25 protein-coding genes and 1 pseudogene are annotated in these 18429 nt (G+C 68.5%); all 26 read right to left on the minus strand.

The features are described from left to right. Positions 1–2: 2 nt before the first annotated feature. Positions 3–185 carry a 50S ribosomal protein L30 gene (gene rpmD, locus AB0K82_RS39390; RefSeq protein WP_252780546.1) on the minus strand — a complete coding sequence of 61 codons (183 nt, stop codon included), beginning with the start codon at positions 183–185 and terminating at the stop codon, positions 3–5. Beyond that, the gene (gene rpsE / locus AB0K82_RS39395) at positions 182–790 is read right to left on the minus strand and encodes a 30S ribosomal protein S5 (RefSeq protein WP_345352752.1); all 609 of its coding nucleotides are present in this window, start codon (positions 788–790) and stop codon (positions 182–184) included. Before rpsE ends, rpmD begins: the two co-directional genes overlap by 4 nt. 46 nt (positions 791–836) lie before the next feature. Further along, positions 837–1223 carry a 50S ribosomal protein L18 gene (gene rplR, locus AB0K82_RS39400; protein WP_252808865.1) on the minus strand — a complete coding sequence of 129 codons (387 nt, stop codon included), beginning with the start codon at positions 1221–1223 and terminating at the stop codon, positions 837–839. Between the two features lie 2 nt (positions 1224–1225). Continuing rightward, complete coding sequence (gene rplF / locus AB0K82_RS39405) at positions 1226–1762, minus strand: 50S ribosomal protein L6 (RefSeq protein ID WP_364407263.1); 537 nt, start codon at positions 1760–1762, stop codon at positions 1226–1228. Positions 1763–1778: 16 nt separating this feature from the next. Next, positions 1779–2177 (minus strand): 30S ribosomal protein S8, encoded by a 399-nt coding sequence (rpsH, locus tag AB0K82_RS39410; protein WP_252840830.1) that lies wholly within the window; start codon positions 2175–2177, stop codon positions 1779–1781. A gap of 109 nt (positions 2178–2286) precedes the next feature. After that, on the minus strand, positions 2287–2472 hold the full coding sequence (locus tag AB0K82_RS39415; protein ID WP_252780511.1) for a type Z 30S ribosomal protein S14: 186 nt from the start codon (positions 2470–2472) through the stop codon (positions 2287–2289). A 1-nt stretch (position 2473) separates the two neighbouring features. Then, positions 2474–3049 carry a 50S ribosomal protein L5 gene (gene rplE, locus AB0K82_RS39420; RefSeq protein ID WP_364407267.1) on the minus strand — a complete coding sequence of 192 codons (576 nt, stop codon included), beginning with the start codon at positions 3047–3049 and terminating at the stop codon, positions 2474–2476. After that, on the minus strand, positions 3049–3363 hold the full coding sequence (rplX, locus tag AB0K82_RS39425) for a 50S ribosomal protein L24 (RefSeq protein ID WP_364407270.1): 315 nt from the start codon (positions 3361–3363) through the stop codon (positions 3049–3051). Before rplX ends, rplE begins: the two co-directional genes overlap by 1 nt. Continuing rightward, a complete protein-coding gene (gene rplN / locus AB0K82_RS39430) occupies positions 3363–3731 on the minus strand; it encodes a 50S ribosomal protein L14 (RefSeq protein ID WP_252780494.1) in 369 nt (122 codons plus the stop codon). Before rplN ends, rplX begins: the two co-directional genes overlap by 1 nt. A 79-nt stretch (positions 3732–3810) precedes the next feature. Further along, positions 3811–4083 carry a 30S ribosomal protein S17 gene (gene rpsQ, locus AB0K82_RS39435; protein WP_345352726.1) on the minus strand — a complete coding sequence of 91 codons (273 nt, stop codon included), beginning with the start codon at positions 4081–4083 and terminating at the stop codon, positions 3811–3813. Then, a complete protein-coding gene (gene rpmC, locus AB0K82_RS39440; RefSeq protein ID WP_252780978.1) occupies positions 4076–4324 on the minus strand; it encodes a 50S ribosomal protein L29 in 249 nt (82 codons plus the stop codon). Before rpmC ends, rpsQ begins: the two co-directional genes overlap by 8 nt. Further along, on the minus strand, positions 4324–4743 hold the full coding sequence (rplP, locus tag AB0K82_RS39445) for a 50S ribosomal protein L16 (protein ID WP_252780460.1): 420 nt from the start codon (positions 4741–4743) through the stop codon (positions 4324–4326). The genes rpmC and rplP overlap by 1 nt, the downstream gene beginning before the upstream one ends. A 7-nt stretch (positions 4744–4750) precedes the next feature. Further along, entirely contained in the window at positions 4751–5602 is an 852-nt protein-coding gene (rpsC, locus tag AB0K82_RS39450; RefSeq protein ID WP_364407274.1) for a 30S ribosomal protein S3, read from the minus strand. Continuing rightward, complete coding sequence (gene rplV, locus AB0K82_RS39455) at positions 5602–5982, minus strand: 50S ribosomal protein L22 (RefSeq protein WP_364407276.1); 381 nt, start codon at positions 5980–5982, stop codon at positions 5602–5604. The genes rpsC and rplV overlap by 1 nt, the downstream gene beginning before the upstream one ends. A 29-nt stretch (positions 5983–6011) precedes the next feature. Then, complete coding sequence (rpsS, locus tag AB0K82_RS39460; protein WP_252780430.1) at positions 6012–6293, minus strand: 30S ribosomal protein S19; 282 nt, start codon at positions 6291–6293, stop codon at positions 6012–6014. Between the two features lie 9 nt (positions 6294–6302). Next, a complete protein-coding gene (gene rplB / locus AB0K82_RS39465; protein WP_252808840.1) occupies positions 6303–7136 on the minus strand; it encodes a 50S ribosomal protein L2 in 834 nt (277 codons plus the stop codon). 38 nt (positions 7137–7174) lie between these two features. Further along, positions 7175–7474, minus strand: a complete 300-nt coding sequence (gene rplW, locus AB0K82_RS39470) for a 50S ribosomal protein L23 (protein ID WP_252780425.1) — start codon at positions 7472–7474, stop codon at positions 7175–7177. Continuing rightward, positions 7471–8082 (minus strand): 50S ribosomal protein L4, encoded by a 612-nt coding sequence (gene rplD / locus AB0K82_RS39475; protein ID WP_364407279.1) that lies wholly within the window; start codon positions 8080–8082, stop codon positions 7471–7473. Before rplD ends, rplW begins: the two co-directional genes overlap by 4 nt. Further along, the gene (gene rplC, locus AB0K82_RS39480) at positions 8083–8730 is read right to left on the minus strand and encodes a 50S ribosomal protein L3 (protein WP_364407281.1); all 648 of its coding nucleotides are present in this window, start codon (positions 8728–8730) and stop codon (positions 8083–8085) included. A gap of 14 nt (positions 8731–8744) precedes the next feature. Beyond that, positions 8745–9053, minus strand: a complete 309-nt coding sequence (gene rpsJ, locus AB0K82_RS39485) for a 30S ribosomal protein S10 (protein ID WP_141956729.1) — start codon at positions 9051–9053, stop codon at positions 8745–8747. Between the two features lie 100 nt (positions 9054–9153). Then, positions 9154–10347 carry an elongation factor Tu gene (tuf, locus tag AB0K82_RS39490; RefSeq protein ID WP_364407282.1) on the minus strand — a complete coding sequence of 398 codons (1194 nt, stop codon included), beginning with the start codon at positions 10345–10347 and terminating at the stop codon, positions 9154–9156. A 91-nt stretch (positions 10348–10438) separates the two neighbouring features. Next, complete coding sequence (gene fusA / locus AB0K82_RS39495; RefSeq protein ID WP_364407284.1) at positions 10439–12550, minus strand: elongation factor G; 2112 nt, start codon at positions 12548–12550, stop codon at positions 10439–10441. 41 nt (positions 12551–12591) lie between these two features. Further along, positions 12592–13062, minus strand: coding sequence for a 30S ribosomal protein S7 (rpsG, locus tag AB0K82_RS39500; RefSeq protein WP_252780395.1), 471 nt, complete (start codon positions 13060–13062; stop codon positions 12592–12594). 1 nt (position 13063) lies between these two features. After that, on the minus strand, positions 13064–13438 hold the full coding sequence (rpsL, locus tag AB0K82_RS39505; protein WP_019632621.1) for a 30S ribosomal protein S12: 375 nt from the start codon (positions 13436–13438) through the stop codon (positions 13064–13066). Between the two features lie 456 nt (positions 13439–13894). Then, complete coding sequence (locus AB0K82_RS39510) at positions 13895–16378, minus strand: hypothetical protein (protein ID WP_364407286.1); 2484 nt, start codon at positions 16376–16378, stop codon at positions 13895–13897. Between the two features lie 274 nt (positions 16379–16652). After that, positions 16653–18429: pseudogene (locus AB0K82_RS39515) on the minus strand (DNA-directed RNA polymerase subunit beta'); the annotation flags it as partial.

Here is an 18429-nt window from a genome sequence, read left to right on the forward strand (position 1 = left end):
GGTCAGTCGACCTCCTCGACGGTCACGAGGTGGCGAACGGTGTTGATCATCCCGAGCACCTCGGGGCGGTCCTCACGGACGACGCTGTCGCCGATCCGCCGGAGCCCGAGCGTACGCAGGGTGTCACGCTGGTTCTGCTTGCCACCGATCTTGGACTTCACCTGCGTGATCTTCAGGTTGGTCACGATGCCACCTCCTGCCGGGGCTCGCTGCCCGCGGCGCGGGCGCGGAGCATCGCGGCCGGGGCGACGTCCTCGATCGGCAGACCCCGCTTGGCCGCGATCTCCTCGGGCCGGTTGAGCTGCTTCAGGGCCGCCACCGTCGCGTGCACGATGTTGATGGCGTTGGACGAGCCGAGCGACTTCGACAGGACGTCGTGGATGCCCGCGCACTCGAGCACCGCGCGCACCGGGCCACCCGCGATCACACCCGTACCGGGGCTGGCCGGCTTGAGCATGACGACGCCCGCGGCCTCCTCACCCTGGCTGGTGTGCGGGATGGTGCCCTGGATCCGCGGCACCTTGAAGAAGTGCTTCTTGGCCTCCTCGACACCCTTGGCGATCGCCGCGGGCACCTCCTTGGCCTTGCCGTAACCGACCCCCACGGTGCCGTTGCCGTCGCCCACGACGACCAGCGCCGTGAAGCTGAAGCGCCGGCCGCCCTTGACGACCTTAGCGACCCGGTTGATCGCTACGACGCGCTCGATGTACGACTGTCCCTTGTCGGCGCCACCCCGGCGGTCATCACGCCGGTCGCGCCGCTCGCCGCCGCCACGACGTGGTGCTGCCATTAGTGGTTCCTCTTCTCGTGCGTCATCAGATGCGATTGACGAGCCATCAGAACTCCAGCCCGCCCTCTCGGGCGCCGTCCGCCAGGGCCGCGATGCGGCCGTGGTAGCGGTGCCCGGCGCGGTCGAAGACCACCGCGCTGATGCCCGCCTCGCGCGCCCGCTCGGCGAGCAGCTCGCCGACCTTGCGCGCCTTGGCGGTCTTGTCGCCCTCGGCCGTACGGAGCGTGGGGTCCAGCGTGGACGCCGACGCCAGCGTGTGACCGGCCAGGTCGTCGATGATCTGCGCGAACATGTGCTTGGTCGAACGCGTCACGACCAGGCGCGGCCGCTGCGGCGTGCCCTGGACCTTCTTGCGGACGCGCAGGTGCCGGCGGGTCCGCGACGCGGCGCGCGACGCGGTCCGCTTGCGGACCTGGGTCTTGCTCGCAGCCATGTCTACTTACCAGCCTTTCCGACCTTGCGGCGGATCTGCTCACCCTGGTACCGCACGCCCTTGCCCTTGTACGGGTCGGGCTTGCGCAGCTTGCGGATGTTCGCGGCGACCTCGCCGACCTTCTGCTTGTCGATGCCCTCGATCACGAACTGGGTCGGCCGCTCGACACGGAAGGTGATGCCCGCCGGGGGCTCGACCGTGATCGAGTGGCTGTAGCCGAGCGAGAACTCGAGGTTGCTGCCCTTGGCCTGAACGCGGTAGCCGACGCCGACGATCTCCATCGTCTTGCTGTAGCCCTGCGTCACGCCGATGACCATGTTGTTGATCAGCGAGCGGGTGAGGCCGTGCAGCGCACGCACCGGTCCCTCGTCGCTGGGGCGGCCGACCTTGATCTCGCCGCCCTCCTGGGCGACCTCGATCGGCCGGGCGACCGTGTGCTTCAGCTCGCCCTTGGGGCCCTTGACCGTGACCTCCTGGCCATCGACCTTGACGTCGACGCCGCTGGGGACGGGAATGGGCAGACGTCCAATACGCGACATGCTTGGGTCCCTCCCCTCACCACACGTAGGCGAGGACTTCCCCGCCCACACCGTGCTTGCCGGCCTGCTTGTCGGTCATCAGGCCGGAGGACGTCGAGATGATCGCGACGCCGAGACCACCGAGGACCTTCGGCAGGTTGTCCTTCTTCGCGTAGACCCGCAGGCCCGGCTTGGACACCCGCTTGAGCCCGGCGATCGAGCGCTCCCGGCTCGGGCCGAACTTGAGGTCGACTACGAGCTTCTTGCCGACCTCGGCGTCCTCCACGCTCCATCCCGAGATGTAACCCTCCTGCTGGAGGATCTCGGCGATGTGCGCCTTGATCTTCGAGTACGGCATGGCCACGGTGTCGTGGTATGCCGAGTTCGCGTTCCGCAGACGGGTCAACATGTCTGCGATCGGGTCGGTCATCGTCATGGCCTACTGGCCCTCCTCGCCGCGGTTTCCGTACGTCACGGACCTTCGACGCGGTCGTGGGCGCCTTGTCCAGGCGCCCGATCGGTCATTTATCGAAAAGCCGGTGGGTTTACCAGCTGGACTTGGTGATGCCGGGCAGCTCGCCGCGGTGCGCCATCTCCCGGAAGCAGATCCGGCACAGGCCGAACTTGCGGAAGACCGCGCGCGGACGCCCGCACCGCGAGCACCGAGTGTAGGCGCGCACGGCGTGCTTGGGCTTCCGGTTCGCTTTGGCGATCAGAGCCTTCTTCGCCATCTCAGTTCTCCTTGAACGGGAAGCCCAGGTGCCGCAGGAGCGCCCGGCCCTCGTCGTCGGTCGTCGCGGTCGTCACGATCGTGATGTCCATGCCGCGCTGGCGGTCGACCTTGTCCGGGTCGATCTCGTGGAACATCACCTGCTCGGTGAGCCCGAACGTGTAGTTGCCGTTGCCGTCGAAGTGCTTCGGCGACAGGCCGCGGAAGTCACGGATCCGGGGCAGCGCCAGGGACAGCAGGCGGTCGAGGAACTCCCACATGCGGTCGCCGCGCAGCGTCACGTGCGCGCCGATCGGCATGCCCTCGCGCAGTTTGAACTGCGCGATGGACTTCTTCGCCCGCGCGACGGCCGGCTTCTGGCCGGTGATGGTCGTCAGGTCGCGCACCGCGCCCTCGATGAGCTTCGAGTCGCGGGCGGCGTCACCGACGCCCATGTTGACCTTGACCTTGGTCACGCCCGGGATCTGCATGACGTTCGCGTAACCGAACTCGTCCTGCAGCTTCTGCGCGATCTCCTCGCGGTAGCGCAGCTTGAGCCGCGGCTGCGGGGTCTGTTGCGTAGTCGTGTCGGCGGTCATCAGATTTCCTTACCGGTACGGCGCGAGACGCGGATCTTCGTGCCGTCTTCGTTGATGCTGTAGCCGACGCGAGTGCGCTTGCCGTTCTCCAGCAGCATCACGTTGCTGACGTGGATCGGCCCCTCCTTGGTGACGACCCCGCCCTCCTTGGCGCCGCGCGGGCCCTGGTTCGTCTCCTTGGAGTGGCGCTTCACCATGTTCACGCCCTCGACGACCACGCGCTCACGCTTGGGGTCGGCCGAGATGACCTTCCCGGTCGCGCCCTTGTCCTTGCCGGCGATGACGACGACCTCGTCGCCCTTCTTGATCTTCATCAGAGCACCTCCGGCGCCAGCGAGATGATGCGCATGAACCGCTTCTCGCGCAGCTCCCGACCGACCGGGCCGAAGATACGCGTGCCGCGAGGGTCGCCGCCGTCCTTGATCAGAACGGCCGCGTTCTCGTCGAAGCGGATGTAGGAGCCGTCGGGACGGCCCCGCTCCTTGCGGGTGCGCACGACGACGGCCTTAACGACATCACCCTTCTTGACGCCGGCACCGGGAAGGGCGTCCTTCACGGTGGCGACGATGATGTCACCGATGCCCGCATAGCGCCGACCCGAGCCGCCGAGAACGCGGATGCACAGAATCTCCTTGGCACCCGTGTTGTCGGCGACCTTGAGTCGCGACTCCTGCTGGATCACGTCAACTCCTGTATTTCACGCCGGTTCTCGTTGTGAGCCTGGCGGATTCGATCCTCAGTCGCTTGGCGGCGACTGCCAGCTACTTGGCCTTCTCAAGGATCTCCACGACGCGCCACCGCTTGGTGGCGGACATCGGCCGGGTCTCCATGAGACGAACCCGGTCGCCTACGCCACAGGCGTTGCCCTCGTCGTGCGCCTTGTACTTGGTCGTACGGCGGATGATCTTGCCGTACAGCGGGTGCTTGACGCGGTCCTCGACGGCGACGACGACGGTCTTGTCCATCTTGTCGCTGACCACGAGACCCTCACGGATCTTGCGGTAGTTCCGCGTCTCGGTGTTCTGCTCACTCATCGGTGGACTCCTCCACGGGCTCCTCGGCGAACTCGACGATGCCGAGCTCACGCTCCCGCATCACGGTGTAGATGCGGGCGATCTCCCGCTTCACTTCCCGAAGCCGTCCGTGAGTCTCGAGCTGGCCCGTCGCCGCCTGGAAGCGGAGGTTGAACAGCTCCTCCTTCGCCTCCTTGAGCTTGGTGACGAGCTCAGCCTCGGGCTGAGTCCGCAGATCGTCAGCGGTAAGGCCCTTGGCCATCACGCCTCACCCACTTCACGCTTCACGAACTTGCACTTCATGGGCAGCTTGTGCATCGCGCGGCGGAGCGCCTCGCGAGCCAGCGGCTCCGGGACGCCGGCCAGCTCGAACATCACGCGGCCGGGCTTGACATTGGCGATCCACCACTCCGGCGAGCCCTTACCGGAACCCATCCGGGTCTCGGCCGGCTTCTTGGTCAGCGGGCGGTCGGGGTAGATGTTGATCCACACCTTTCCGCCACGCTTGATGTGCCGGGTCATGGCGATACGAGCGGCCTCGATCTGCCGGTTGGTCACGTAGGCGCCCTCGACGGCCTGGATGCCGTACTCACCGAAGGTGACCTTCGTGCCGCCCTTGGCCATCCCACGCCGCTTCGGGTGGTGCTGCTTGCGGTGCTTGACCCTGCGCGGGATCAGCATTGGTTACTCAGCTCCCCTCACCCGTGCTGGACGGCGTGGCCGCCTCGTTCGACTGCTGCTGCTCGGCGCCGCTGGGCGCGCTGGCGGCCTGCTGCTGCCGGCCACCGCGGTCGCCACCGCGCTCGCCGCGACGGCCACCGCCGCCGCCACCACCACCACGACGCTGCGGCCGCTCGCGCCGACCGCCGCCGGCGGCCCGCTCCTTGGCCTGCTGCGCCTCGCGCTCGGCGCGGCTCGTCGGAGCCTCGCCCTTGTAGATCCAGACCTTCACGCCGATCCGGCCGAAGGTGGTGCGGGCCTCGTAGAAGCCGTAGTCGATGTCGGCGCGGAGCGTGTGCAGGGGCACCTGGCCCTCGCGGTAGAACTCCGAGCGCGACATCTCGGCGCCGCCGAGGCGGCCGCCGCACTGGACCTTGATGCCCTTGGCGCCGCTCTTCATGGCGCTCTGGATGGCCTTGCGCATCGCACGGCGGAACGCGACCCGGCTGGACAGCTGCTCGGCGACGCCCTGGGCGACGAGCTGCGCGTCGACCTCAGGGTTCTTCACCTCGAGGATGTTCAGCTGGACCTGCTTGCCGGTCAGCTTCTCGAGGTCGCCGCGGATGCGGTCGGCCTCCGCGCCACGGCGACCGATGACGATGCCGGGGCGGGCGGTGTGGATGTCGACGCGGACGCGGTCACGGGTGCGCTCGATCTCGACCTTGGAGATGCCGGCGCGGTCCATGCCGCGGGTCAGCATCCGGCGGATCGCCACGTCTTCCTTGACGTAGTCCTTGTACAGCTTGTCGGCGTACCACCGGCTCTTGAAGTCGGTGGTGATGCCCAACCGGAACCCGTGCGGGTTGATCTTCTGCCCCACTAGCGGGTCCTCCTCGTCTTCTTACGGCCGTTGGACTTCTCGCCCTCGGACCGCGACTCGACCACGACCGTGATGTGGCTCGTCCGCTTGTTGATGCGGTACGCACGCCCCATCGACCGCGGGCGGAAACGCTTCAGCGTCGGTCCCTCGTCGACCCACGCGCGGCTCACCCAGAGCGTGTCGACCTCGAGCTGGTTGTTGTGCTCGGCGTTGGCGATGGCGCTCGAGAGCACCTTGTACACCGGCTCGCTCGCAGCCTGAGGGGCGAACCGCAGCACCGCCTGAGCCTCCGCGGCCGGCAGGCCGCGGATGAGGTCCACCACGCGGCGGGCCTTTCTGGGCGTGACGCGGGCGTACCGCGCCTGGGCCCTGGCTTCCATCGCTGTTTCCTCGCTCTCAGTACTTCCGGTCAGCCGCGTCGGCTGCGACGGTCTTCCTTGATGTGGCCCTTGAACGTCCGCGTCGGGGCGAACTCCCCGAGCTTGTGACCGATCATGGCCTCGGTGACGAACACCGGAACATGCTTGCGACCGTCGTGCACGGCGATCGTGTGACCGAGCATGTCGGGCACGATCATGGAGCGCCGCGACCACGTCTTGATGACGTTCTTGGTGCCCTTCTCGTTCTGTACGTCCACCTTCTTCATGAGGTGGTCGTCCACGAAAGGGCCCTTCTTAAGGCTACGTGGCATGGTGGGCTCCTACCGCTTCTTCTTGCTACGACGACGGACGATGAGCCGATCGGACGGCTTGTTCGCCTTGCGGGTGCGGCCCTCGGGCTTGCCCCAGGGGCTCGACGGGTGGCGACCACCGGAGGTCTTGCCCTCACCACCACCGTGCGGGTGGTCGATCGGGTTCATCGCGACACCCCGGACGGTCGGGCGCTTGCCCTTCCACCGCATACGGCCGGCCTTACCCCAGTTGATGTTCGACTGCTCGGAGTTGCCGACCTCACCGACGGTGGCGCGGCAGCGAACGTCGACCATGCGCATCTCACCGGAGGGCATGCGCAGCGTGGCGTACTTGCCCTCCTTGGCGAGCAGTTGCGCGCCGGAGCCGGCCGACCGGGCCAGCTTGGCGCCGCCGCCCGGCCGCAGCTCGATGGCGTGCACGACCGTACCGGTCGGGATGTTGCGCAGCGGCAGGCAGTTGCCCGGCTTGATGTCGGCGCCCGCGCCGTTCTCGATCGCGTCGCCCTGCTTCACGCCGGTCGGGCAGAGGATGTAGCGCTTCTCCCCGTCGGCGTAGTGCAGCAGCGCGATCCGCGCGGTGCGGTTCGGGTCGTACTCGATGTGCGCGACCTTCGCCGGGACGCCGTCCTTGTCGGCGCGCCGGAAGTCGATGACGCGGTACGCCCGCTTGTGGCCGCCACCCTGATGCCGGGTGGTGATGCGGCCGTGCGCGTTACGGCCGCCCTTCTTCGGGAGCGGACGCACCAGCGACTTCTCGGGCTCGGTCCGGGTGACCTCGACGAAGTCGGCCACGCTCGAACCGCGACGCCCGGGGGTCGTCGGCTTGTACTTACGGATGCCCATCTTTTTCGTTCATCCCTTGTCTGCTTCGACTTTCCCGGTCAGCTGACCGGGCCGCCGAAGATGTCGATCCGCTCACCGTCGGCCAGGCTCACGATGGCCCGCTTGGTGTCCTTGCGCTTGCCGTAACCGAACCGGGTGCGCTTGCGCTTGCCCTGCCGGTTGATGGTGTTCACGCCCGTCACCTTGACCCCGAAGACGGCCTCGACGGCCTGCCGGATCTGGGTCTTGTTGGCGTCGGTGCGGACCTCGAACGTGTACTTGTTCTCATCGAGCAGCCCGTAGCTCTTCTCAGAGATCACGGGCGCGATGAGGATGTCGCGCGGGTCGGCGATCTTCACTGCGCGCTCTCCTTCCCGCTCACACGGCCCACGAAGGCCTGGTACGCGGCCTCGGTGAACACCACGTCGTCGTTGCAGAGCACGTCGTAGGTGTTCAGCTGGTCCTCGACGATCACGTGGATCTCGGGGACGTTGCGCAGGCTCTTCCAGGTGAGCTCGTCCTCGCGGTCGAGCACCAGGAGGACCTTGTCCGCCGGGGTGATCTCGCGCAGCGCGGCGAGCGCCGTCTTGGTCTTCGGCGTGTCGCCCTCGAGCAGGTTCGACACCACGTGCACGCGGCCGTACCGGGCGCGGTCCGACAGCGCGCCGCGCAGCGCGGCCGCCTTCATCTTCTTCGGCGTCTTCTGCTCGTACGAGCGCGGCTGCGGGCCGTGGACGGTGCCACCGCCGGCGAACTGCGGCGCACGGGTGGAGCCCTGACGGGCGCGGCCGGTGCCCTTCTGGCGGTACGGCTTCTTGCCGCCGCCGGAGACCTCACCGCGGGTCTTGGTCTTGTGCGTGCCCTGGCGGGCCGCGGCCAGCTGCGCCACGACCACCTGGTGGATCAGCGGCACGTTGACCTTGGCCTCGAAGATCTCCGGGGCCAGCTCGACGTCCAGCTTGCTCACTTACTTCGCCCCCTTCGCGGCGGTGCGAACCAGGACGAGGCCACCGTTCGGACCGGGAACCGCGCCCTTGATCAGCAGCAGGTTCTTCTCGGTGTCGATGGCGTGCACGGTGAGGTTCTGGACGGTGATACGGGCGTTGCCGTGCCGACCGGCCATGCGCAGGCCCTTGAACACGCGACCCGGGGTCGCGCAGCCGCCGATCGAACCCGGCGAACGGTGCTTGCGCTGGGTACCGTGCGAGGCGCCGAGGCCCTTGAAGCCGTGGCGCTTCATGACACCCGCGGTGCCCTTGCCCTTGCTGCGGCCGGTGACGTCGATCCGCTGGCCGGCCTCGAAGACCTCAACGGTGACTTCCTGGCCGAGCTCGTACTCGGTGGCGTCGTCGGTGCGCAGCTCGACGAGGTGACGGCGCGGCGTGACGCCGGCCTTCTCGAAGTGCCCGGTGAGGGGCTTGTTCACCTTGCGCGGGTCGATCTGCCCGTAGCCGAGCTGGACGGCGGAGTAGCCGTCGCTCTCGGGGGTGCGGACCCGGGTGACGACGCACGGCCCGGCCTGGACGACGGTTACCGGCACGATGCGGCCCTCATCGTCGAAAACCTGGGTCATGCCGAGCTTCTCGCCCAGGACGCCCTTTCTCTGCTTACTCATCTCTCGATGCGTCCTTAGAGCTTGATCTCGATGTCGACGCCGGCCGGCAGGTCGAGCCGCATGAGCGAGTCGACCGTCTTGGGCGTCGGATCGATGATGTCGATCAAACGCTTGTGCGTGCGCATCTCAAAGTGCTCGCGGCTGTCCTTGTACTTGTGCGGCGAGCGGATGACGCAGTACACGTTCTTCTCGGTCGGCAGCGGCACCGGGCCGGCGACCTTCGCGCCCGTGCGCGTCACCGTCTCGACGATCTTGCGCGCCGAAGTGTCGATGACCTCGTGGTCGTAGGCCTTGAGCCGGATGCGGATCTTCTGTCCCGCCATGGTGGCCTCGGTGTCCTTTACTTCCTAGTGCCGCTGGGTCTTCTCATCGTGGTGCGGCGGCCGGGCTCTTCTGGCGAGCCCGGCCGCCGCCGCACGGGTACTACTTGATGATCTTGGTCACTCGACCGGCACCGACGGTGCGGCCGCCCTCGCGGATCGCGAAGCGGAGGCCTTCCTCCATCGCGATCGGCTGGATGAGCTCGACGCGCATCTCGGTGTTGTCGCCCGGCATGACCATCTCGGTGCCCTCGGGCAGGTGCACGACGCCGGTCACGTCCGTGGTCCGGAAGTAGAACTGCGGACGGTAGTTGTTGAAGAACGGCGTGTGCCGACCACCCTCGTCCTTGGACAGGATGTAGACCTGAGCCTCGAACTCGGTGTGCGGGGTGTTGGTGCCCGGCTTGATGACACACTGACCGCGCTCGACGTCCTCGCGCTTGATGCCGCGCAGGAGCAGACCGACGTTGTCACCGGCCTGGCCCTCGTCGAGCAGCTTGCGGAACATCTCGACGCCCGTGACCGTGGTGCTGGTCGCGGTGTCCTTGATGCCGATGATGTCGACGGTCTCGTTGACGTGGACGACGCCACGCTCGATGCGGCCGGTGACCACGGTGCCGCGGCCGGTGATCGAGAAGACGTCCTCGATCGGCATCAGGAACGGCTTGTCCGTCTCACGGACCGGCTCCGGGATGTTCTCGTCGCAGGCGTCCATGAGCTCGGCGATCTTCGCGCCCCACTCGGCGTCGCCCTCGAGCGCCTTCAGCGCCGAGACGCGCACGACCGGCACGTCGTCGCCCGGGAACTCGTACTCGGACAGCAGCTCGCGGACCTCCAGCTCGACGAGCTCGAGGATCTCCTCGTCGTCGACCATGTCGGCCTTGTTGAGGGCCACGACGATGTACGGAACGCCGACCTGGCGGGCCAGGAGCACGTGCTCCTTGGTCTGCGGCATCGGGCCGTCGGTCGCCGCCACCACCAGGATCGCGCCGTCCATCTGGGCGGCACCGGTGATCATGTTCTTGATGTAGTCGGCGTGACCCGGGCAGTCGACGTGAGCGTAGTGACGCTTCTCCGTCTGGTACTCGACGTGAGCGATCGAGATCGTGATGCCCCGCTCGCGCTCCTCCGGCGCCTTGTCGATGTCCTCGAACGGCGTGAAGGGGTTGAGGTCGGGGTGCTTGTCATGGAGCACCTTGGTAATCGCCGCGGTAAGCGTGGTCTTACCGTGGTCGATGTGTCCAATGGTGCCGATGTTTACGTGCGGCTTCGTCCGCTCGAACTTGGCCTTGGCCACCGGTGTCTCCTTGCTGCGATCCTCGGCCGTCTGAACGACCGCATTGCTTCAGTGGTTGGTCTTGTGTGCGCCGCGGCGCGGCACGATGCGGTTACTCGCCCCGCGCCTTGGCGATGATCTCCTGCGCGACGTTCCCCGGAACCTCGGCGTAGGAGTCGAACTGCATGGTGAACACGGCCCGGCCCTGGGTCTTGCTGCGCAGGTCACCCACGTAGCCGAACATCTCCGACAGCGGAACGATCGCCTTGATGGCGCGGACGCCGGAGCGCTCGCCCATCTCCTGGATCTGGCCGCGCCGGCCGTTCAGGTCGCCGATGACGTCGCCCATGTAGTCCTCGGGCGTGGTCACCTCGACGGCCATCATCGGCTCCAGCAGCGCGGGGTCGGCCTTGCGGGCCGCCTCCTTGAACGCCATGGACCCGGCGATCTTGAACGCCAGCTCCGAGGAGTCGACGTCGTGGTAGGCGCCGTCCTGCAGCGTCACCTTGATGCCCACGATCGGATAGCCCGCGAGCACGCCGAACTCGGCCGCCTCCTGGCAACCCGCGTCCACCGACGGGATGTACTCCCGGGGGATGCGGCCACCGGTGACCTTGTTCTCGAACTCGTAGCCGTCGCTGCCGCCGCCGAGGGGCTCCAGGTCGATGATCACGCGACCGAACTGGCCCGAGCCACCCGTCTGCTTCTTGTGGGTGTACTCGACCTTCTCCACCTTGCGGCGAATCGTCTCGCGGTAGGCGACCTGCGGCCGGCCGACGTTGGCCTCGACCTTGAACTCGCGCTTCATGCGGTCGACCAGCACCTCGAGGTGCAGCTCGCCCATGCCCCAGATGATGGTCTGCCCGGTCTCCTCGTCGGTCCGCACCTGGAAGGACGGGTCCTCCTCGGCGAGCCGCTGGATCGCGGTGCCCAGCTTCTGCTGGTCGGCCTTCGTCTTCGGCTCGATCGCGACGTTGATGACCGGCGCCGGGAAGGTCATCGACTCCAGAACCACGGGGTTCTTGTCGTCGCACAGCGTCTCGCCGGTGGTGGTCTGCTTGAGACCCATCACCGCGACGATGTCACCGGCGCCCACGCGGTCGATCTCCTCACGCTTGTTCGCGTGCATGCGGTAGATCTTGCCGATGCGCTCCTTGCGGTCCTTCACACTGTTCAGGACCGAGGAACCGGCCTCCAGCACGCCCGAGTAGACGCGGATGAAGGTCAGCTTGCCGAGGTGCGGGTCGCTCATGATCTTGAACGCCAGCGCCGCGAACGGCTCGTCCTCGCTCGGCTTGCGCTCGATCACCTTCTCCTCGTCGCTCATGTCGTGGCCCTGGATGGCCTCGACGTCGAGCGGCGAGGGGAGGTAGTTGACGATCGCGTCGAGCAGGGGCTGGACGCCCTTGTTCTTGAAGGCGGTGCCGCAGGTGACCGGGGTGAGGTTGCCGGCGATCGTGGCCCGGCGGATGGCCGGGATCAGCTGGTCCGTCGTGGGCTCGTTGCCCTCGAGGTACAGCTCCATGATCTCGTCGTCCGCCTCGGCCAGCGTCTCCACCAGCTTGTCGTGCCACTCGCGGGCGGCGTCGGCGTGCGACTCCGGGATGTCCACGACGTCGTACATCTCGCCCTTGGCGGCCTCGGCGCTCCACACCAGGGCCTTCATGCGGACCAGGTCCACGACGCCCTTGAAGTCGGCCTCGGCGCCGATCGGGATCTGCAGCACCAGCGGCGTGGCGTGCAGGCGGTCCACGATCATGTCGACGCAGCGGTGGAACTCCGCGCCGACGCGGTCGAGCTTGTTGACGAAGCAGATCCGCGGCACGTTGTAGCGGTCGGCCTGCCGCCAGACCGTCTCCGACTGCGGCTCCACACCGGCGACACCGTCGAACACCGCGACGGCACCGTCGAGGACGCGCAGCGAACGCTCCACCTCGACGGTGAAGTCCACGTGACCCGGCGTGTCGATGATGTTGACGGTGTGATCGACGTCGTCGACCGTCCAGTGACAGGTCGTCGCGGCGGACGTGATCGTGATGCCGCGCTCCTGCTCCTGCTCCATCCAGTCCATGGTGGCCGCGCCCTCATGGACTTCACCGATCTTGTAGTTGACGCCGGTGTAGTACAGGATCCGCTCGGTGGTGGTGGTCTTGCCCGCGTCGATGTGGGCCATGATCCCGATGTTCCGGACCTTGGCCAGGTCTACGCCGGTCTGAGTAGCCACTTCTCGCGTCCTCGTTGTCTCGTACGACTAGATGCTGGGGATTACCAGCGGTAATGCGCGAAGGCCTTGTTGGACTCCGCCATCTTGTGGGTGTCCTCGCGCTTCTTCACACTCGCGCCGAGGCCGTTGCTCGCGTCGAGCAGCTCGTTCATCAGCCGCTCGGTCATCGTCTTCTCGCGGCGCTGCCGGGCGTACAGCACCAGCCAGCGCAGCGCCAGCGTCGTGCTGCGGGCCGGGCGCACCTCGACCGGCACCTGGTAGGTGGCACCGCCGACGCGCCGGCTGCGGACCTCGAGGGTCGGCTTCACGTTGTCGAGCGCTCGCTTCAGCGTGACGACCGGGTCGTTGCCGGTCTTCTCGCGGCAACCCTCGAGTGCGTCGTACACGATGCTCTGCGCGATCGACCGCTTACCGTCGAGCAGGACCTTGTTGACCAGCGAGGTGACCAGCGGTGAGTTGTACACCGGGTCAGCGATCAGCTGGCGCTTGCCTGCGGGACCCTTGCGAGGCATGTCAGCTCTTCTCCTTCTTCGCGCCGTAGCGGCTGCGCGCCTGCTTCCGGTTCCGGACACCCTGGGTGTCGAGCGACCCCCGGATGATCTTGTACCGAACACCGGGGAGGTCCTTCACACGGCCACCGCGCACGAGCACAATCGAGTGCTCCTGCAGGTTGTGTCCGACACCGGGGATGTAGGCCGTGACCTCGATCCCACTCGTCAGCCGGACACGGGCGACCTTGCGAAGCGCAGAGTTGGGCTTCTTAGGCGTCGTCGTGTAGACGCGCGTGCAGACGCCACGGCGCTGCGGGCTCCCCTTGAGCGCCGGGGTCTTGTTCTTGGTCACCTTGTCCTGCCGGCCCTTACGGACCAGCTGCTGGATCGTGGGCACCGCGTCTCCGTCTTCCTCGTACCGAGCCGGTAAGTCTTCGTTTGGTTGCCGCGCTCTCGCACGGCTCCAGGTCACGAACCACTTACGCGGCCAGGACCTGCAGTTTTCCCCTCGTCCCCCACCCCCGTGGTCGGGCGTGTCGCGCCCGCCACCTCGTCGCCTGCCCGTGCCGGGCCGGACGAACTCGGGGGGAGTCGGATCCGTACCGCACGCCGATCGGACCGACCATCACAAGGATGGCCGCCGAGACCGTGCGCGCACGATGAACCCGCGAACCCGCGGGCACGAAGGGAGAGACTACCTAACACCCGAGCATGAGGTCAAAACAAGCCCCGCCACGCCGAAAATCGCCGGGGGACGTTCACCCGGAGAACGCCAGAATGCCGACGGATGTTCCCGTCGGCATTCTGTCCTACCCGTCCGCGCGATGAAAGAGGGCCCCTCGGGCTCCCGGCGTCACAGGGACATGAAGAGCACGATGACCAGGATCACCAGCACCACGGTGCCGACGCCCAGGGCGAGATAGAGCTTGCGCTTGGAATCGTCACCGGACGAGGACGACGCCTGGTCGTAACCGGGGAAACCGCCCTCCTGCCCGAAGGGCTGCTGGCCGCCGTACGGCGACGGCTGCTGCTGTCCGTAACCCTGCTGGCCGTAGCCCTGCTGCTGGCCATAGGCCTGCTGACCGTAACCCTGCTGGCCTGGCTGCTGCTGGCCATAGGCCTGCTGACCGGGCTGCTGCTGACCGGGCTGCTGGCCGTAGCCCTGCTGACCATAGCCCTGCTGCTGGCCATAGGCCTGCTGACCGTAACCCTGCTGGCCGTACGGCTGCTGGCCCTGACCCTGGCCCTGCTGGCCGGTACCCGCCTGCTCGCCGTAGGCCTGCGATCCGGCGCCCTGCTGGCCCGCCTGCTGCTGACCGTAGCCCTGCTGGCCGTAACCCGGCTGCTGACCGTAGGCGGGCTGGCCGTAACCCGGCGGCGGGAAGCCCTGCGGCTGCCCGAATCCCTGGGGGTTGGAGGACTCCGGACCGCCGCTCTGCTCCCCGGCGGACGCCGGCGAACTCGACGGTGGCGCCCAGGGCTGCCGGCCCGGCTCCCCGCCGGCCGGCGCCGCGTACGGACCCGAGTCCCCGGTCGACGGCGTCGCGTACGGCACGGAGTCCCCGGTCGACGGTGCCGGGTACGGGCCCGAGTCCCCGCCGGAAGGCGCGGGGTACGACCCCGAGTCCCCACCGGAAGGCGCGGAGTACGGGCCGGAGTCGCCGGTCGAGCCCGGGGACGACGGCCGGGCGAAGGCCGTGGTGCTGATGCCGTCCACGTTGGACGCGCCGGCGGCGGGCTGGTCGGAGCCGTACGACGGCGGCTCTTCCTCGGTCCGGCTCTGGCTCGCGAAGCCGGCCTCCGGAGGCGGCACGAGAATCGTGCGCTCCACGCCGTCCTTCTCGTCGTCGCCCCGGTCATCCGCCGGCGACGATCCGCCGGACGCCGACTCCTCCGAGGAGGACGCGCCGAACGACGGAGCCTCACCGCCGGGCGTTCCGAACGACGAGGCGTCGCCCCCCGGAGCTCCGAAGGCCGGCAGGTCTCCGGTCCCCGATGACTGCTCGCCGCCGGACGAACCCGTCTCGAGCGGGTGGTCCAGCATCGTGGACGGCGGCTGTGCCGCGTCGGTACCGGCGCTCGACGCGGTCGCCCCGAAAGAGGAGGGCGGCTGGTACTCGCCGGTGCCCGTGCCGCTGTCCCCCTCTGGGCGGAACGCGGTGGTCGCCGGGGCGCCGAATCCGCCCTCGGCGGACGGGGCGGGACGTTCGCCGGTCGACTCCGACCGCGGTTCGAACGTGGTGCGCTCGGCGGCGTCCTCCTCCGCGGCCGACCCCGCGCTCCCCTGGTCGGGGAAGGGGAGGCCGGAGCTCGCGCTCCCGCCCTGCTCACCGAAGGAGGGCGAACTCGGAGGGAATCCGAAGTGCTCACCGTGCGGCTGGGCGGACCCCGGCTGGCCGTACGGCGCCTGCTCGCCCTGAGACGGCTGCTGCCGGTCGCCCTGCTCGCTGGTCTGGCCGGAGGAGGGCGAGCCCGCCGGCTGCCCGTAGGACGGCGCAGACGGCTGTCCAGGCTGCGCGTACGGCGAACCCGGCTGCTCACCGGGCTGCCCGTACGGCGAAGCCGGCTGATCCGTGGGCTGCCCGTACGGCGAGCCGGGCTGCTGGCCCGGCTGGGCGTACGGCGAACCGGGCTGGCCGTAGGGAGACTGCGGCTGCTCATCCGGTCGGCCATAGGGCTGCTGGCCGTACTGCGACGGCGCCCCGGGCTGACCGTACGGCGCCTGGCCGTAGGGCTGCTGCTGCCCGTAGGGCGGCGGGGCGCCGTACTGGCCGTACGACGGCTGCTCGTCGGGGCGCCCGCCGTACGGCGGCTGCCCGGTGGGGGGTTGTTGCCCGTACGGCGGCTGCTGGCCGTACGGCGCGGGCTGCTCGCCCGGTGTGCCGTACGGAGACTGGCCGTACCCGGGCTGGCCGTAGGACGGCGGCGTGCCCGGCTGGCCGTAGGGCTGCTGGCCGTACGGCGGCGGAGGCGGCGGAGCGCCGGGCGTGCCGTACGCGGGCGGCGCTCCCGGCGGGGAGTACGTCCCCGGCTGTCCGGGCGTGCCGTAGGGCGACGGGGCCTGCTCACCGGAACCGGAGCCCGCGCCGGCCTCGCCGGAGCCGGGCTCGGCGGGTTTCTCCTCGGACGCGGGCGGAGTCACGGGGCGGCGCGGGGCGCCGAACATGACCGTACGACCGGACTCGAGGACGTCGTCCGAGGGGCCCTGCGGCGCCGGGTCCTTCGGCTGCTCCTGACCATCCGCGGCGGCGCCCTGGTCGGCGCCGGGCGGCTCGGATGATCCTTGCTGCTCAGGCGGGGGCCAGTGGGATCCCTGGCCGCCGTTCTGCTCGGTCATCGTCGGACTCCTTCAGCGCCGTCTCCGCGGGCGGCCCGCCTCGGGGGGACCGGCCCTGTGACAGCGCTCGGGAGCGGGTGTCGCATCACGCTCTCCCGGCCTGTCCGGCGGCCACCGGTCGGGGCGTCCTCCGCTGGTTCACCGCACCAGAGTGCCTGGTCACCGGCATGACCGCAAATCACCGCCGTCCCGCACGCTCGTGACGAAACGGCGAAAGGCCGCCTCCGGAAGATCCGGAGACGGCCCCTGCCTGGTGGTGGTCCACCCGTTGTGACTACCGGTTGTACTGACCGAAGTCGTACTCCTCCAGCGGCACGGCCTCGCCGGAACCCTGGCCGAAGGCGTACTCGGCGCCCTCGTCGTAGGACCCGACGGAGTACACCGCGGCCTTGGCCTCCTCGGTCGGCTCGACCCGGATGTTGCGGTACTGCGGCATGCCGGTACCGGCCGGGATGAGCTTTCCGATGATGACGTTCTCCTTGAGGCCGACCAGCGGGTCGGACTTGGCGTGGATCGCCGCGTCCGTGAGGACCCGCGTCGTCTCCTGGAAGGAGGCCGCCGACAGCCAGGACTCGGTGGCCAGCGACGCCTTCGTGATGCCCATGAGCTGCGGCCGGCCGACCGCGGGCTGACCGCCCTCGGCCACGACGGCGCGGTTGAGCTCCTCGAACCGCGGCCGCTCGACCAGCTCGACGCCGGGCAGCATGTCGGTGTCGCCGGACTCCAGCACCTGGACCCGCTTCAGCATCTGCCGAACGATGATCTCGATGTGCTTGTCGTGGATCGACACACCCTGCGACCGGTAGACCTCCTGCACCTGGTCGACCAGGTGCAGCTGGACCGCGCGCGGGCCGAGGATGCGCAGCACCTCGTGCGGGTTGATGGCACCCGCGATGAGCTGCTGGCCGACGTCGACGTGGTCGCCGTCCTTGACCCTCAGCCGCGACCGCATCGGCACCGGGTAGGCGATCTCCTCGCCACCGTCGTCCGGGATGACCACGATCTTGCGGGTCTTCTCGGTCTCGTCGATCCGGACCCGGCCGGCCACCTCGCTGATCGGGGCGACGCCCTTGGGGACGCGCGCCTCGAACAGCTCCGTGACACGGGGCAGACCGTGCGTGATGTCCTGACCGGCCACACCACCGGTGTGGAAGGTCCGCATGGTCAGCTGGGTGCCGGGCTCGCCGATCGACTGGGCGGCGATGATGCCGACCGCCTCGCCGACGTCCACGAGCTTGCCGGTGGCCAGCGAGCGGCCGTAGCACATCGCGCAGACACCGATCTTGGACTCGCAGACCAGCGCGCTGCGGGTGCGCACCTCGTCCATGCCCGCCTCGATGAGGCGGTCGAGCACCGTGTCGTTCAGGTCCGTGCCGCCCGGGAACAGGACGGTGCCGTCCACGACGACGTCCTCGGCGATGTTGCGGCCGACGAGGCTGTTCTCGGAGTTCGGGACCTTGGTGAGGCTGCCGTCCGCGTTCTTGGTCGCGATCGGGAACTTGATCGTACGGTCGGTGCCGCAGTCGTCCTCGCGAACGATCACGTCCTGCGCGACGTCCACCAGACGACGGGTCAGGTAACCCGAGTCGGCGGTACGCAGGGCGGTGTCGGCCAGACCCTTTCGGGCACCGTGCGTGGCGATGAAGTACTCGACCACGGACAGGCCCTCACGGAAGGACGACTTGATCGGACGCGGGATGGTCTCACCCTTCGGGTTGGAGACCAGACCACGCATACCGGCGATCTGCCGGAGCTGCAGCGGGTTACCGCGCGCACCGGAGTTGATCATCATCCAGATCGGGTTGGTGGCGGGGAAGGCCGCCTCCATGTCCTTGGCGACGTCGGCCGTGGCGTGGGTCCAGATCTCGATGAGCTCCTGACGGCGCTCGTCGTCGGTGATCAGACCGCGGTCGTACTCGCGCTGGACCTTGTCGGCCCGGCGCTCGTAGTTCGCCATGATGTCCGCCTTGTTCGGCGGGGCGATGACGTCGTCGATCGCGATGGTCACGCCGGAGCGGGTCGCCCACCGGAAGCCGGTGTCCTTCAGCGCG

The organism is Actinoallomurus sp. NPDC052274 (assembly GCF_040679475.1).
Classification (GTDB): Bacteria; Actinomycetota; Actinomycetes; order Streptosporangiales; family Streptosporangiaceae; genus Actinoallomurus; species Actinoallomurus liliacearum.

What these genes read in the sequence shown, in the direction of transcription:
- rplX (WP_364407270.1), bottom strand. Translation starts at nt 3,363, where the DNA reads ATGAAGATCAAGAAGGGCGACGAGGTCGTCGTCATCGCCGGCAAGGAC.
- rplB (WP_252808840.1), bottom strand. Translation starts at nt 7,136, where the DNA reads ATGGGCATCCGTAAGTACAAGCCGACGACCCCCGGGCGTCGCGGTTCG.
- rplP (WP_252780460.1), bottom strand. Translation starts at nt 4,743, where the DNA reads ATGCTGATCCCGCGCAGGGTCAAGCACCGCAAGCAGCACCACCCGAAG.
- rplV (WP_364407276.1), bottom strand. Translation starts at nt 5,982, where the DNA reads ATGGAAGCCAGGGCCCAGGCGCGGTACGCCCGCGTCACGCCCAGAAAG.
- rpsH (WP_252840830.1), bottom strand. Translation starts at nt 2,177, where the DNA reads ATGACGATGACCGACCCGATCGCAGACATGTTGACCCGTCTGCGGAAC.
- rplF (WP_364407263.1), bottom strand. Translation starts at nt 1,762, where the DNA reads ATGTCGCGTATTGGACGTCTGCCCATTCCCGTCCCCAGCGGCGTCGAC.
- AB0K82_RS39510 (WP_364407286.1), bottom strand. Translation starts at nt 16,378, where the DNA reads ATGACCGAGCAGAACGGCGGCCAGGGATCCCACTGGCCCCCGCCTGAG.
- rplC (WP_364407281.1), bottom strand. Translation starts at nt 8,730, where the DNA reads ATGAGTAAGCAGAGAAAGGGCGTCCTGGGCGAGAAGCTCGGCATGACC.
- rpsJ (WP_141956729.1), bottom strand. Translation starts at nt 9,053, where the DNA reads ATGGCGGGACAGAAGATCCGCATCCGGCTCAAGGCCTACGACCACGAG.
- rpsG (WP_252780395.1), bottom strand. Translation starts at nt 13,062, where the DNA reads ATGCCTCGCAAGGGTCCCGCAGGCAAGCGCCAGCTGATCGCTGACCCG.
- rpsS (WP_252780430.1), bottom strand. Translation starts at nt 6,293, where the DNA reads ATGCCACGTAGCCTTAAGAAGGGCCCTTTCGTGGACGACCACCTCATG.
- rpmC (WP_252780978.1), bottom strand. Translation starts at nt 4,324, where the DNA reads ATGGCCAAGGGCCTTACCGCTGACGATCTGCGGACTCAGCCCGAGGCT.
- rpsE (WP_345352752.1), bottom strand. Translation starts at nt 790, where the DNA reads ATGGCAGCACCACGTCGTGGCGGCGGCGAGCGGCGCGACCGGCGTGAT.
- rplE (WP_364407267.1), bottom strand. Translation starts at nt 3,049, where the DNA reads ATGACCGCCGACACGACTACGCAACAGACCCCGCAGCCGCGGCTCAAG.
- rpsQ (WP_345352726.1), bottom strand. Translation starts at nt 4,083, where the DNA reads ATGAGTGAGCAGAACACCGAGACGCGGAACTACCGCAAGATCCGTGAG.
- AB0K82_RS39415 (WP_252780511.1), bottom strand. Translation starts at nt 2,472, where the DNA reads ATGGCGAAGAAGGCTCTGATCGCCAAAGCGAACCGGAAGCCCAAGCAC.
- rplR (WP_252808865.1), bottom strand. Translation starts at nt 1,223, where the DNA reads ATGGCTGCGAGCAAGACCCAGGTCCGCAAGCGGACCGCGTCGCGCGCC.